At 58.2% G+C, this 14,548-nt stretch carries 8 protein-coding genes; 4 read left to right on the forward strand and 4 right to left on the reverse strand.

The window, feature by feature from the left end:
- Positions 1–74: 74 nt before the first annotated feature.
- From Poly24_RS20040 to Poly24_RS20050, 3 genes are all read right to left on the reverse strand, one after another.
- Positions 75–2,396 carry a BatA domain-containing protein gene (locus Poly24_RS20040; RefSeq protein ID WP_145099697.1) on the reverse strand — a complete coding sequence of 774 codons (2,322 nt, stop codon included), beginning with the start codon at positions 2,394–2,396 and terminating at the stop codon, positions 75–77.
- 109 nt (positions 2,397–2,505) lie between these two features.
- Entirely contained in the window at positions 2,506–6,126 is a 3,621-nt protein-coding gene (gene smc / locus Poly24_RS20045) for a chromosome segregation protein SMC (RefSeq protein ID WP_145099700.1), read from the reverse strand.
- Positions 6,127–6,267: 141 nt separating this feature from the next.
- The gene (locus Poly24_RS20050; RefSeq protein ID WP_197452043.1) at positions 6,268–8,025 is read right to left on the reverse strand and encodes a flagellar basal body P-ring protein FlgI; all 1,758 of its coding nucleotides are present in this window, start codon (positions 8,023–8,025) and stop codon (positions 6,268–6,270) included.
- A gap of 283 nt (positions 8,026–8,308) precedes the next feature.
- Here Poly24_RS20050 and Poly24_RS20055 point away from each other — a divergent pair, with 283 nt between their 5' ends.
- Both Poly24_RS20055 and rimI read left to right on the forward strand, forming a co-directional pair.
- Positions 8,309–8,839, forward strand: a complete 531-nt coding sequence (locus Poly24_RS20055; RefSeq protein WP_231753243.1) for a DMT family transporter — start codon at positions 8,309–8,311, stop codon at positions 8,837–8,839.
- A gap of 282 nt (positions 8,840–9,121) precedes the next feature.
- Positions 9,122–9,646: a ribosomal protein S18-alanine N-acetyltransferase gene (gene rimI, locus Poly24_RS20060; protein WP_145099707.1), complete on the forward strand. Its 525-nt coding sequence runs from the start codon at positions 9,122–9,124 to the stop codon at positions 9,644–9,646.
- Between the two features lie 250 nt (positions 9,647–9,896).
- Here the strand turns inward: rimI and Poly24_RS20065 are convergent, their stop codons facing one another.
- Positions 9,897–10,889 carry a metallophosphoesterase family protein gene (locus tag Poly24_RS20065; protein WP_145099710.1) on the reverse strand — a complete coding sequence of 331 codons (993 nt, stop codon included), beginning with the start codon at positions 10,887–10,889 and terminating at the stop codon, positions 9,897–9,899.
- Positions 10,890–11,394: 505 nt separating this feature from the next.
- Between Poly24_RS20065 and Poly24_RS20070 the strand changes: the two genes are divergently transcribed.
- Entirely contained in the window at positions 11,395–12,003 is a 609-nt protein-coding gene (locus tag Poly24_RS20070) for an RNA polymerase sigma factor (RefSeq protein WP_197452045.1), read from the forward strand.
- Positions 11,994–14,504, forward strand: a complete 2,511-nt coding sequence (locus Poly24_RS20075; RefSeq protein WP_145099716.1) for a serine/threonine-protein kinase — start codon at positions 11,994–11,996, stop codon at positions 14,502–14,504. Before Poly24_RS20070 ends, Poly24_RS20075 begins: the two co-directional genes overlap by 10 nt.
- The last annotated feature ends 44 nt before the right edge of the window (positions 14,505–14,548 follow it).

The following is a 14,548-nucleotide window of genomic DNA, read 5'->3' on the forward strand; positions in this document are numbered from 1 at the left end:
CACGAAGATTGAACGAACCAAGCAAAAAGTCGCCAATTACCCCCTGAGTGGCATCGCAGGATGGGATATTCGTCTTATTTCGACGCGTAGAAGCGATTCGACAGGATCTGCTCCAAAACAAACACCCCGCAGACCAACAGCATCATCTGGGCGTAAAAGGGTTGGGTGTTGGAGCCGGTTGTCGCCGACCAATCGATCTGGCCACGGTCGGTCACCAATTGGTAGCGGTCGGCTCCCAAGATCGCCGTCAATTGATCGACGTCGATCCGCTTCAGATCGGTCTCCGCAGCAGGCAGGTTGACGCTGTAGCCCAGCGTCGCTCCCCCGCTTCGCAACCAGTAGTTTCCCGCCACGGCAGCCGGTCCGGGGGCAACTTGGTTTCCGCTCGATTCCACCACCACCGGAGGTGCGTCCGCGGCGAACAACTGATAACGCTGCGGCGCGCCGTCGACCGTCTTCAAACCGACGGGTTGGCCAACACGAACGTTGAGTGTTCCCGGATCGCGATCGGCCAAATAATCAAACGCACCGCGGACCAACAAAAACGCCGGCCAATACTCTTCGCTGGTGCTGAACAATTCGTTCCATCGTCGCCCCGCCCCGTCGATGCCCGGTAGCGGCGTGGTGAACAATAACAGACGTCCCGCCCCCACGGCGCGGTCGATTAACGCCGGATGCCCCGAATCGGTGAATCGCGCGATCACGACATCGGCCTGCTGGCGATCGATCTGCCAGTAGCGATGGATGGGATACAGTTGCCAAGGGACATTTCCCGCAGCGGTCGCAAACGGTCGAAGCGCCGGATGACCACTTCCCTGCGTATCGATCCAGTGCCCCGGATCGGGAACGCGCCATTGCCGCACGACACGTCCAATCAATCGATCGCCGTCCGCCGATGGAGCTTCCTGCGATTCCCAAGCGGGCCCTAAACTGACGAACAGCTTTCCCCCTTGCTGAACCCACGAGCCCAAAAGATCCTGTTGCGCAGTCGACAGCGGTGGCGGATCGAGCAGACCGATGACGCGGTAATCGGTCAGCTTGGCTTGCAGCAAATCCGCCATTGCGATCCCGTCGACCTTGTAATCGACGCTGCCGCTGCCGCTGACACCCGGCAGCGCCAACGCTTGTTCAATCACGCGTCGCTCATTCGCATTGTTACCAACCAACAACACTTGGGGTGGTTGATTCACGACGATCGTCAAATACCGGATGTTGTCGATCGGCAGGGCATCGGCCGTGCCCAACGCGATCTCGGCATGATGCACTCCCGGTTCCAACGGCGGCAATGCCAACGCGACATCGCTGCGAGACGGATCGGAGACCGTCGTCCGTTGGCGATCGATCACCTGGGCTGCGGGGAAAATGGTTTTGCCATCTCGGATCACGGGCAACGTCGGATCGCGATCGAACAACCGCAATTCCACCGTCACTTCCGAAGCAGGAAAGTCCCCGAGACTCGCAACTTGGGTTTGCACCGGCACCGGGATCCCGCGAGCGATCGATTCCGAAGCGATCCGCACCTCCCCCAGCATTCGGTTCTGAACGTCGTCGGCCCCCACGTCGATCACATGTAGGTCGATGCCATCGGGCAACGCAAGCGTTGCGGCGGGATTCCAACTGGCGGCCGTGCGATCGGTGATCACATAGACAGCCCGTTGCTCGAAGGGGCTGCTGGCGACCAGTGCCGCAGCCGCTTCGATCTGCTGTTCCAAAGGCTGCGGGACTTGCAACGGTTCCAGCCGCCGGATCGCCCGCCGCGCCGCCGCAAGATCGATGGCAGCGATCGTTGGTTTGACGCTGCGGTCGAGAATTGCCAGCGTGCTGGTTTCGGTATAGTGATCGACGATCCAGTTCGCCCACTGTCGAGCGGTCTCCAATCGCGTCACGCCATCGGTCTGATAGGTCATACGCACGGAGTTGTCGACGACGATCGCAATGGCCGACGGACGCTGCGTGTCGACGACCGGTCCCTTCTCGGTCGCCGCGACCACGGTGCCCCAGACGGTCGCCCCGAGCAGCAGCAGGAGCGCAGCGATGGCCAACGGTAAAACGAAACGCAGCGATTTCTGTTGTGAAAATGCCCAAGCCGCCATTGCGGCGGTGACCATTCCCAGAACGGCGATCATGCCGACCGAAAGCCATGTTCCGCCGCGAGCACTCGGAACGTGCGGTTGGGCCAGTGCCAAGGCGAGCCCGGCCAGCGCCAGTACGCGCAACAGCAACAGCGACCAGTGCCGCACGCGCATCCGACGGCGATTGGTTTCAATCCGTTGGGTGAGAAAGCGGAGGGCGGGAAATTCAAGCCGCTGAGGTTCGCGTCGGCCCAACAGATGCAGGGCGACCGGAATCGCTGCCGCAAGCAATCCGAATAACAGCGTGGCGTTGAGGAATCCCATAAAGGTGATGCGGGGTCGAACGAGTGAAACGTAAATTGGTAGAACGGAGCTGGCGGGCGATCCAGCTTAGCGGATCGCCCCAGTCCGTTGGAACTTCAGTGCGGCCGCGCTACGCCGCTTCATCGTTCTTGGATCGCTTGACCGCATCCTCGCTGATGTGCCCATCCTCGCTGACGTCCTCAAATCGCACCGAGACGCGCGTCGAGACGCCCGATTCCTGCATCGTGACACCGTACAAGGTATGCGCGGCGGTCATCGTCTTTTTGGAGTGGGTGACGACGACAAACTTGCTGTGCTCGAGAAACTCTTGCAACACGCTGACAAAACGGCCGATGTTCGCTTCGTCAAACGGCGCGTCGACCTCGTCCAACACGCAGAACGGGCTGGGACGATATTTGAAGATCGACATCAACAGCGCAACGGCCGTGAGCGCTTTTTCACCACCGGAGAGGAGCGTGTTGCTGAACGTCGGCTTGCCGGGGGGCGTGGCGATGATCTCGACGCCGGCTTCCAACGGATCGGCCCCTTCCTCGAGGATCAGGTCGGCGCTACCGCCACCAAACGAGCGACGATAGAGCGTTTGAAAGTTCGTGCGGATCGCTTCCAACGTGTCCAAGAACAAACGACGGGAATCGGCGTTGATCTTGTTCACGATCCGTTCCAGCGACGCCTTGGCGGCGGTTAGGTCTTGGTATTGACCGTGCAGCATATCGTAGCGTTCTTGCAGCTCTTCGAGCTCTTCAAGCGCTTCCATGTTGACCGATCCCGACTTCTGCACCTGCTGCCTCAAATCCGCGATCTCTTTTTCCACCGCTTGGCGATCTTCTGGCGGTTCGAAGTCGTCGGGAATCGATTCCTCCGCAAGATTGACCTCGTAGTCGTCGATCAATCGCTGCGCCAAATTGGCCCGCTGAACATCGGCCGTATCGCGACGGCGTTGGATCGCGTGGACATGTTCGGCCGCCTTCTGGGCACGTTTTTGAACCGAGTCGATCTCTTTTTGCTTGGCCGCCATGCTGCTCCGCACCGCGCTGACCTCCGCCGCCAACGCCTTCAGCGCCACGCCGTCGGCTTCTTCGGACAGATACAGTTCGTTCAATTCCGAGGACGCATCGAGCATCCGGCGATCGAGATCGATCAAACGTTGCAATTCGGTATTCAGTCGATGACGGACTTCATCGACCGCTTCGCGGCGTTCCCCTTGATCGCGACGGACCTGTTCGATCGCGGTTTCCAAGGCTTCGCTACGTTGTTCGCTGCGAGCCAATTCGACATTCGCTTTCATCAACGCGTCGGAGGCCTGACGTTCTTCGTCCTGAGCCAACTGCAGCGTCTGCTTGTATTCTTCTTGCTGGCTTTCGTAACGTTCGGCACGCTGACGACATCCGGCCAATGCCTGCCGCACTTCCACCAATTCGACCTGGCTTTGATTGTGCGTGCGATGGATCGATTCGGCTTCCTCGGTCAACGACCGCAGCGCATGGACCTGAGCGTCCAACGCGTCGGTCGCTGCGGCCAATGTCGCTCCCGAGGCGGCGCGCTGCGTCACCGCTTCGCGATGCCGCGTGATGATCTGATGCAGTTCAGCGTCGCGTTGTTCGACATTGGCGGCCAAACGCGAAGCCTCCTTGTCCGATTCTTCCAATTGGTAGCGGTAGGTCTGTTGTTCTTTGCGGGCCGAGGCGAGTTCGCTGCGCCGGCTGACCAAACCAGCGGCCGCTCGTGCCGGTCCGATCACGACGCTGCCGTCGCGTTCCAACAGTTCACAATTGCGAGTGACAAACCGCAAGCCCGCTCCGCTCAGCCGGCTCAGACCCAAGGCAACCTCCAACGATTCGACCAACCACGTCGTACACAACAGATGCCGGACCAACGGTTCGATCGCTTCGCTCGCCTTGACCATCCGATCGGCGCGGCCGATGATCCCGCTGAGTCCATCCAGACGGATCCGTTCGCCGGGCCGAACGCTCGGCAATTCGTCCATCCGAATCAGCCCCACCCGTCCGCTGAGTTTGACGGATCCCGAAGCAACGGCCCGCTGAATCTCGTCGCCACTGACGACCAAAAACTGCGACTTGCCTCCCAACGCGACATCGATCAGGGGGGCGACATGCACGTCAGCTTCGAACAGATCGGCGACGATCCCGCGACAGCTGGCTAGCGGTCCCGAGTCGTCGCGGGCGGCGGCTTCCAAGACATCGCGGACGCCATTCTCGACCCCTTCGTGTCGTTGCTGCAAATCTTCCAGCACGTTCAACCGCTCGCTGACCCCGTGCAATCGGCTCTGCAGCGCCGCGATCTCTTCGCGTCGGCGATTGAGCACGCGGCGGCGGTCGGCCAATTCGTTTTCCATCGTGTCGATCTGAACCGCAAACGCATCGATTTGCGTATCGAGATCGGCGACCACTTTTTGGCACCGCTGGGCATCATCGGTCAACCGATTCACCACCGCTTGCTGCGCGGCGATGCGTTGTTCGAGCACCTTCTCGCTGCGTTGGGCTTCGGAGATCTGTTGGTTCAGCCGCTGCATCTGGCCATCGAATTCGCTCGCCTGGCGTAACGCTGCCAGATGCTGTTGTTCCGCTTCCAAGCTGCTGCGGCGAACCGCGTCGACATGCTTGCCGACCCGTGTGTTCTCCGCTTCGGCAGCGTCGGCGATGGCCTTGGCTTGGGCACCCATTTCAATCGCATCGGCGAGCCGCGTCTCTAAACGCCGCAATTCGGCCGTCGCCGTTCCCGCTTGCGCTTGCAATACTTGCAATCGCCGTCGCTGGGATGCCGAGGACTGTTCGATGTCTTCCCGCGCGGTGGTGTCGGCATCGCGACGACCGACCAAAGACGCGATCCGCCGCGACGCGTCGGTGCGACTGGCCTCGACCGCTTGCGCCTTGATCGCCACCGACTGGACACTCATCTCCAATTCTTGACGCGACTCGGTCACCTGAGCCAATTCCGCCTGCACCGCTTCGCGAGCCGCTTCGGCTTCGGCCAATTCCGAATCGGTCTGTTCCAAGCACTGCGAAAATTCTTGCCAATCGGTCCACGCGACCTGCATCCGCAGCTCTTTTAACCGCGTGCTTTGGATCCGGTACCGTTCGGCTTTGGTCGCCTGACTCTTGATGTTCTTAAGTCGCGCGGCAACTTCGTCGACGATGTCGCCCAAGCGGACCAGGTTTTGATCCACTCGCGCCAACCGTCGCGCGGCTTCCACTTTCTTGGCTTTAAAGCGGCTGATGCCGGCGGCTTCTTCAAAGATCGCGCGACGATCCTTGGCGCTGGCGTTGAGCATCCGATCGACTTTGCCCTGTTCGATCAAGCTATAGGCATCGATACCGATCCCGGTACCACGAACCAAGTTCTTCACATCCTTCAATCGGCACGGTTCGCCATTGATCAGATACTCCCCTTCGCCGCTGCGGAAGACGCGGCGGGTGACGTGTACTTCGGGAGCGTCGACGGGCAGCGTTCCCGCCGAGTTGTCGAACACGATCGTCGCTTCGGCCGAAGCGGCCGCCTTGCGACTTTGCGATCCTTTAAAGATCACATCGGACATGTCCTTGCCGCGGAGGCTCTTGGCCGACTGCGAACCGAGCACCCATTTGATGCCGTCGACGATGTTCGACTTGCCAGAACCGTTCGGACCCACGACGACAGTAATGCCGTCGGGGAAATCGAATCGAGTTCGGTCGGCAAAGCTTTTGAAGCCTGCCAGTTCAAGGGCTTTGAGCATGCGAAGGGTATCGTTGACACGTTAGGCGGAAAGGGGGAAGGCACCTCTCAGTTCATTATTATGTTAGCGCGGGGTGGTTTCTGTCGGCCTCAAATAGCGATTTCTCACCCGATTTCTCACGTTTTCCGGCTCCCGCCCGAATTAAAACTTCCACCAAGAATCCTTTTTACCACTGCCAACGGGAGGATCGATGTTGCTTGGCCCGAGCTCTTCGTAGCTCGCTTCCTCGTCCTCGGATTCCGATTCGCGATGGTAGGTGCGAACGGTCTTGGGCAGCGGATCGATGGCAAACCGAGCCTCTAAATCTCCCTGTTGTTTGGCCAACCGTAGCACTTCGACCACGTCGCTGTAGTTGCCTCCAACGTCGGAGATTCCCTTGATTAGCCCTGCCACGGTAGGCTGGGCGATACTTCGCGTGTCCGGTTTGCCCGGCTGAAATCGACTGATCCGCAGCTTGCCCGCGTCGTCCCCGCGGACCATGATTCCCGAACCGGCCATCAGGTATTTTGGCGGGCGGATCGGAACCGGTCCTCCAAAGACCACCACTTCGGCAAAGCGTAGCGTGCTGACGACGACCAACGGATCCGCTTTGGAAGCGACGTGAAAGAACGAATATCCCTCGGGCATTTGGGTTCCCGGAACCAACAGTTCGCGATCGGGTCGTTCCCGCAGATTGCGAAACGCACCATATCGCGTCTCCACGCTGCTCTCGTCCATCAATTCACGCAGCCCTTCGGCGGCCAAGCGATGTTCCAAGATACTCAACGCCAACAGCGCGCGATGCCGGAACGCCGGCTCCGATCGAACCAGCTCCACCAACGGATCGATCGCCTCGACCTCATCCATGTAAGCGAGCGATTCGGCCGCGTAGAACCGGATCTCTGGATTCGCGACCGTAGCGGCAACCTTCAACGGCACCGCCCCTTCATCGCCGATCGCCTCTAATTGCAACGCCGCGGCGGCGGCCGTCGAAGGTTCGGTCAAGCGGGCGGCAAGTTCCTTGATACGCACATGACGTTCATCGATCGAATCTTTGATCGCTACCGATTGAACGACCGACATCAACCGTGGGATGTTGCGGTGGTACGTCGGATGAATCGACAGTTCGATAAAGTCGTCTTCTTTGGCGTTGGCGATCCCACGTCGGCTGGTCCCATCAAAGAAGAAGAACCGGCGGTTGATATCGTTTGCGATTTGAGCAGAGATGAACGCGTGTTGATACGCCGGACGAATGATCAGACCGATGCTGCGGGCCTTGGCACTGCGGCCTCCCGAAGGGATCACCCCTTCGCGGATCAAGGCCTTTTCGTCACCCGCTTCATACGCACTGCGGATCAAGATGGGTCCCGTTCCCAGGGCCAACATGTCGCTGGTTCGCAATTGATTGTTCAGCAACCGAACCTCTTGCAATCGGGCCGGCATCAACCAACCACCGCGCAGACTTGTGGCGTTCGAACGCGTGCTGATCCGGACATAAAGATCGATCGGGTCGTCTTTCTGGACCCCGGCAGGCAAAAAGGCTTCGACCGAAACCATCGCCGATTGATTCGAATCCAAAAACTGATTGGGATCGTTGACATTGCGGGTCTTCAATTCGGCCAGCAACGAGTCCCGCTGTGGCGAGGGCTCGGGGATTCCGCCGGTTCCCGCCAATCCATTGACGATTCCGATCGCTTCCAATTTGACAGGGTTCATGCCCATCGAAACGGTGGCGTCGCGAACCAGTTTGGGGCGGTTTTCGCTTTGAAAAAGTTCTTCGACCGCAGCAACTTCGTTTTCGTTTTTTTCGTCCTTGCTCCCCATCCACGGGCTCAGACAGCCGCTACTAGCGACGATCAGCAATCCCGCTAGCGCGGGTTGCCCCAGTCGAGTGAAACGGGCGATGCAGGTATTTATCATTGCGGGCATCCTTACCCTGGAGATCAAAACGCAGCCGAGATAGCAAGACAAAATGCTAGTTTCCAGCGGCACATTACCCCCGCTGCGTCGACAAGGTCAAGCCAGATTGATTCTTGCACCGTCCGATGCCTGTTTTTCCCAGGTCGGATCCGCGCTCCCTCCTACGCCGATCAGGGCACGTTGACCATCGCCAACGGCTGATCGATGATGGAGCAGCCCCGACGGGTCGGCGGACGGTTCCGTCGTAGGGTGGGGCGCGTCTGCAAAAACCGTGGAGTCTTCCTTGTCGCGTTGGATGTATTTGATGATCGTGTGTACGGCGTTGATCGGCGGCGCGGGGCTGGCAGCCCAGCCGGGCGTCAATTCGACCTTGTCGCGGAAGATGGCGCATCCGCTGCACGCGGCGATCGTCTCCTTTGGATCGGGACTGCTGGTGCTGGTGGCGATTGCGATTTGCAGCGGCCGCTTCCCGCCACGGTTCACCGAATCGGTCGCTTCGATCCCTTGGTGGGCTTGGTTTGGCGGATCGATCGGTGCGTTCCTGGTCACGGTGTCGATGATCTTCGCGCCCCGGATCGGTGCTTTACAATGGATTGCGTTGATCGTAACCGGTCAAGCGATGGCTTCGCTGGCGTTGGACCATTTTGGATTGGCGGGCTTCACCCAACGTTCTGCCAGTGGCGTGCGAGTGCTTGGCGCCGTCTTATTAGTCGCTGGATTGATTCTGTCGAGCCTTGAGCGCGGGCCGCGGCCGGTGCCAAGCACCGAAGACACCGCCGATGTGAACGACGTTCAGCCGACGGCCGATCGCTGAGAGCGTGGGGCCGGCGGAGGGAAGCGACGGAGCAATTGCCAGCGTGTGTGGACGCCGAAAGCGGCTTTCAACGCAACATCAATTTCGTTGATTTCACAAGTAAAAATGAACAATTTGCGTGGAAATCTCGACGTAAAATCTGGTCCGATTTCTCTTGGCGTTCTCGCGGCCTTCTGATAACCTCCCCCGGTCAACGGATGGGACTTGAGACGTCGAACGATTCGCGTCTTACGTTGATTTATACTAAGGCGTCATAGCCTCCGCCCGAGGAAGGAGTCGGTAATGGAACACTCACAGAGTTCAGCCACAACGGTACATATTCGTTGGATGATTCGTCGCGATATGCCGTCGGTGCTCGACATCGAAGCGGCGAGCTTCGAGTTCCCATGGTCGGAAGATGAGTTTATCCGCTGCCTGCGTCAGCGCAATTGCATCGGCATGGTGGCCGAAGAAGAAGACCGCGTGGTCGGCTTCATGATTTATGAACTGCATAAGAACCGTTTGCACATCCTCAATTTTGCCGTCAATCCCGACATCCGCCATCGTGGCGTCGGTCAAGCGATGATCAGCAAATTGGTTGGCAAACTTTCGCACGATCGCCGCAACCGAATCATGCTGGAAGTTCGTGAAACGAACCTCGACGCCCAACTGTTCTTCCGTAACAGCGGCTTCAAGGCGGTTTCGGTGCTTCGCGATTTCTACGACGACACAAGCGAAGATGCTTACGTGATGCAGTACCGGTACCAACCAAGCCAACAAGAGATGTCGGTTCCCAAGGGAAATCGCATCGGCCGCATGGCAGGTTAATCCCACGGGCATGTGGTGGAACACCAATGGGCAAATAGGCGGCTGATATCTCAGCGCCTTCGGGGCCGACCTCATTCCACAGCCAGCAGACCCAAGCGTTATTGGGCGGTTGGCGGAAGCTTGAAGAATGGCTTGCGCAAACCTTGAGACTCCCGATGCCTAGTTCGCTGCTCGCGACTGGCTGCACGCTCGACAAGCGTTTTCATTGTGGTCTTTTGCCGGCACTCTCTACTTGCCGGCTGCCAGCGGTTCACGCAGGCAGTAGTTCGACGTCCATAAAAGCTCCACTCGCATTGTCATCGGTGACAAATTGCGGGATGCCGTTGATGACATCCACCGAACTGCGATGGGTGTGACCCGCGAAGATCCCAAGTAGATTGGGTGTCGCGAAGACGTCTCGGTGGAAATCGAGTGTCGCTTGGGTGTGGCCCGTCGTTGGCCACGGAGGCCGCCGTTCGATTTTGTGATTTCGATCCGTTTGGGCTCCCCATTCCGGATGTCCACAGCCAAATCCGACCGGGCGACCGGGGGCAAACATCGGAATGTGAACCGTTAGAACCAATGGTTTGCCGGTTTCGGCCTGCGCGCGGAAGAAATCCAACTGCTCCGGAAGAATCTCGTAAGTCGAATTGTCGATCGCCAAAAAACGGACGTCGCCGATATCGTAAGCCGACATCAACGGATTGTTTCCTTGGTAGAGCGGTTTCAATCGCTTCTCAATCCATGTCGCACGCAGTTCATCGATTGATCCCGGCATGCCTTCGTAGTGCCAGTCGTGATTCCCGGCGACGTAATAATAGCGGAGCTTTGACGCGGCGAGTTGATCTGCAACCCATTCGATGGCTGCTTCGGATGGGAAGCTGAAGATGTCGCCTACCAATGCCAGTAGGTCGACGTTCCGCTCCTGTGCGCGTTCGATAATCTGAGTGAAGCTGTTTTGTGGGTTGGTTGCTTCACCGGTTTTGAAATGCCGCGTTCTGTTGTAAGCCCCAGCCATCCGGCCGCTGAATTCGTGGAACGGTTTCCCTCGCTCGTCGTCCAAAAACAGATGCGTGTCGGCAGCGACAAGGACGCGAAGCGGCTTGCGGATGTCGGCTGAGTAGAAGCGAACCAAGTTGCCGTCGACCGAGAACGAGCCTCGAGTGCTTTTGCCCTCGGGCTGTGCAGCGCGCGTTTCGCTTGCGTTGATTAGCGGTAGACCCGCTGCCGCAGTACCGAGTCCAACGAAGGTGCGACGCTTCATGATTTGATGTCCTCTTTAAAGATGCTCTACCAAACACCGAAGGCGACGCAAACAAAAGTGGCAGCCACACGCAGACGTTGCTGGCAACAGCCCACCAAGCAACTCACCATGTTCGCGTCGTTCCACGATTGCGCAACACAGAAATTGTGACTCCGCCGTACACGCTTCCGCCTCTCTCGGTTGGCAAGCAGTTTACTCAAAAACGTCGATGCCCGCCAAACGAAGTCGATGTGAGATCGAAGCGGGACGCGATTTCAGACTTCGTTGTGGTTAACGCGGCGTTTCCGCGAGAGGCGGGCAGCGTGAATCCCATCTGCATGCGATGTGTTACGATTTCCTGTGACAGGCCCGTTTGAGACAGAGACTCGCCGCGTCGCAACACCGCGTGTTGCGATAATTTGCGCCGAACGTGCAAGATTCTTCGATCGGCAGTGTCTACCTGTTGAGAGGTCCACAACAGCTTTAAATGGTTGGCACAAAGTCCAAAGTTCGCGAGTCACTTTGCATGCATTCGAGTCCACCCGAAACGCGCGCAAGCTTGATCCTGCGTCTGCCCGATGCGGCGGACGTGGCGGCTTGGGATGAAGTGGTTGCAATCTACACTCCGCTGATCCGGCGATTAGCCTTCGCCCAAGGAATGCAACCGGCCGACGCGGATGACTTGGTGCAGGAGGTCTTCTCTGCGATCGCGCGGTCGGTCTCCCAGTGGCTCGATCGAACCGATCGCGGCGGGTTTCGAGCCTGGCTGCTGACGATCGCTCGCAATGCAGCCGTAAATTATTTAACGCGTCGGGGTACGCGGACATTGGCGACAGGTGACGAAGACGCAGCAGCGATGTTGGCCGAGGTTCCGGCACCGACATCGGAAGTCTCAAGCCAGTTTGATCAAGAGTATCGCCGAGAGGTCTTTCGTTGGGCCGCGGCACAAGTCAAGTGTCAGGTGGCGGAAACGACGTGGGCAGCGTTTTGGATGACTCAGGTTGAAGGCATCTCGGTCGCAGAGACGGCGCGGCGACTGGAAGTCAGCGTTGGCACCATCTATGTCGGCCGATCGCGGGTCATGAGTCGACTGAAAGAAGTCGTTAAACAACACGAGGTGACGCAATGGTGCTGAGTGAAAACCAGTGCAGCGATGCTGGATTGGAGTGCCTTATTAAAGGTCATGAATCCAGTCGAGAATACCTGGCGGCGCTACAGCACGTCGAAACCTGTCCGGCCTGTCAGGTGCGTCTGGAACAGACAGCAGCCGGAGCGGGATTGTGGCAGGAGGCTCGCGAGGTTCTCGCGGACAGCGATGATTGCGCCGACATGGTCCAAGTTGGAATGCCTTGGGATCGCAGCCCGATCGCCTGGAACGAATCGATGCTCAAGACGCTCCTTTCGCCTCCATCGCATCCCGAAATGCTGGGTCGTATTGGCCGCTACGACGTGGAACGCTTGATTGGCAGCGGCGGGATGGGCGTTGTCTTCAAAGCTTACGATACCGAATTGAATCGCCCGGTGGCGGTCAAGTTACTGGCTCCTTATCTGGCGGAAAATGGATCGGCGAGGAAACGCTTCGCTCGCGAATCGCGTGCGGCGGCAGCGGTCGTGGATGAGCATGTCGTTGCGATTCATAATGTTGAATCGGGTGATACTCCCCAACAGCCGCCATTTCTCGTGATGAAGTACATCGCGGGCGGTTCACTGCAACAACGACTCGATCGCGACGGCCCGCTGGACGTTTGCGAAGTTCTCCGCATCGGTATGCAGACCGCCAAGGGGCTCGCCGCCGCGCATGCTCAAGGTTTGATTCATCGCGATGTAAAACCATCCAACATCCTGCTCGACGAAGGAGTTGATCGAGCGCTGTTGACCGATTTTGGTTTGGCCCGCGCCGAGGACGATGCCTGTTTGACACGCAGCGGTTTTCATCCTGGCACGCCGCACTATATGTCTCCCGAACAAGTGCGAGGCGAAGCGATCGATGGTCGCAGCGACTTGTTCAGTCTCGGTTGTGTGCTCTACGCACTCTGCACCGGGCATCCGCCGTTTCGCGCAGAAACCAGCTACGCGGTCCTCCGCCGGATTACCGACGATACCGCGCGCCCCATTCGTGAACTCAATTTCAACATTCCCGAGTGGTTGGATCAGTTTGTGTTGAAGCTGCTTTCGAAGTCGCGCGAAGATCGATTCGATTCCGCCGCTGAAGTTGCAGGGTTGCTCGAAGACTGTCTTGCCCATGTTCAGCATCCTACGACAACACCGCTTCCGAAAACTGTAGCGCAGTTTTCACGACGGCGCCCGTCAACGCATAACTGCGGCAAGGGCAGAATTCCGCCGAGCAAACTGGCCTTCATCGGATTCGCCGCATTTTCGTTGGTCATTGCCGGCGTGCTCATCGTACTGGAAATGAACAAGGGGACGCTGACGATCGAATCGAATGCGGACGACGTGCCGATTCAGGTCATGCGGGGCGACAAGATCGTCGAATCGTTGACGGTTTCCCGGTCGGGTACTTCGACTCGCATCGCGGCGGGCGAGTACGTGATTCAGCTGGATGGCGACTTCCCGATGATTCAGATTGACAGGGAGACGGTGTCTCTGAAACGTGGCGTTCAGGAAATTGTCAAGATCCACCGAACCGAGACATCCGATAACCTACGTGGGGTCATTTTTGATGACTACGATTCGATAAGCAGTGCTTCAGCCCAATGGGATCGCGCGACGGACGGTGTACCACCGAAGAGCTTCCCGTCTCCGGCAAACGACATGTCTCGAGCTGACGAAACAAAAGAGGGTGAAGCCGAGCCCGACGGTTCAATCGCGATGGAACGTCCAAAGTTTGCTACGCCTGAAGTTCTGATGCAACGCTTTGCGGACTGTCAGTTGCACGGCGATTCGGTGGGCTGCATCGACTGCTATTCCGACGAAGTGATCAATGGATTAGCCGCCTCCTATCTGATGACAGCGATGATGTTGCGAGGTGATATTTTTCCGGGCGAACCGGAGGGAAAGCTTCTCAATCGCGACCCGAAGCAGCAACAATTGATGGACGAATTGCAGGCGATGTTGCAGGCAGCAACGATTGATAATCCGCCTGCGATCGCATCGGCAGCGTTGTCACAAGCTGCTGCGTCATACTACAGCGACGATGATCCCGTGAAGCGTGATGCGTTAACCAACGACCAGGTGACGCTGATCGCAACATCACCCACGATGTTAAGGAACCCGCGCCAATTTGTGAAAGACTTTGCACTGTGGTCCCAGGCAAAAGAAGACGAGCAAAGCAAGACTCCGCCGAAAAAGCGACGGTATCGCATCGAATACGAAGGCGATTCCGTCTGGTCGGTGAACATCGAAGACAATACCCGCATGGGACTCAAGCGATTCGGCGATACATGGTTGCTGCACGAACCATGGGGCAACGCCGCACAAGCTGGCGAGTCGCCGGATGAATCTGGAAATGTCGCTGGCGATGACTCTTCGATTCAGCCTTCGCCGATCATCGATACCAAAGTCGACTGGGAACTTCCAATTGATCTTGCGCCCAGTGCGATTCTCATGCAAGTGAACGATCTCTCCGATCGCATCGAGTCGATGGAACCGACCTTCAGCCATCAAACGGACGAGTAGAACATGCGAAACATCACATTAACCTCTCTGCTGATATGGATCGG

The organism is Rosistilla carotiformis (genome assembly GCF_007753095.1).
GTDB lineage: Bacteria > Planctomycetota > Planctomycetia > Pirellulales > Pirellulaceae > Rosistilla > Rosistilla carotiformis.

Excerpts from the sequence above, each read along its gene's own strand:
- Poly24_RS20040 (WP_145099697.1), bottom strand. The coding sequence starts at position 2,396 with ATGGGATTCCTCAACGCCACGCTGTTATTCGGATTGCTTGCGGCAGCG.
- smc (WP_145099700.1), bottom strand. The coding sequence starts at position 6,126 with ATGCTCAAAGCCCTTGAACTGGCAGGCTTCAAAAGCTTTGCCGACCGA.
- Poly24_RS20050 (WP_197452043.1), bottom strand. The coding sequence starts at position 8,025 with ATGATAAATACCTGCATCGCCCGTTTCACTCGACTGGGGCAACCCGCG.
- rimI (WP_145099707.1), top strand. The coding sequence starts at position 9,122 with ATGGAACACTCACAGAGTTCAGCCACAACGGTACATATTCGTTGGATG.
- Poly24_RS20065 (WP_145099710.1), bottom strand. The coding sequence starts at position 10,889 with ATGAAGCGTCGCACCTTCGTTGGACTCGGTACTGCGGCAGCGGGTCTA.
- Poly24_RS20070 (WP_197452045.1), top strand. The coding sequence starts at position 11,395 with ATGCATTCGAGTCCACCCGAAACGCGCGCAAGCTTGATCCTGCGTCTG.
- Poly24_RS20075 (WP_145099716.1), top strand. The coding sequence starts at position 11,994 with ATGGTGCTGAGTGAAAACCAGTGCAGCGATGCTGGATTGGAGTGCCTT.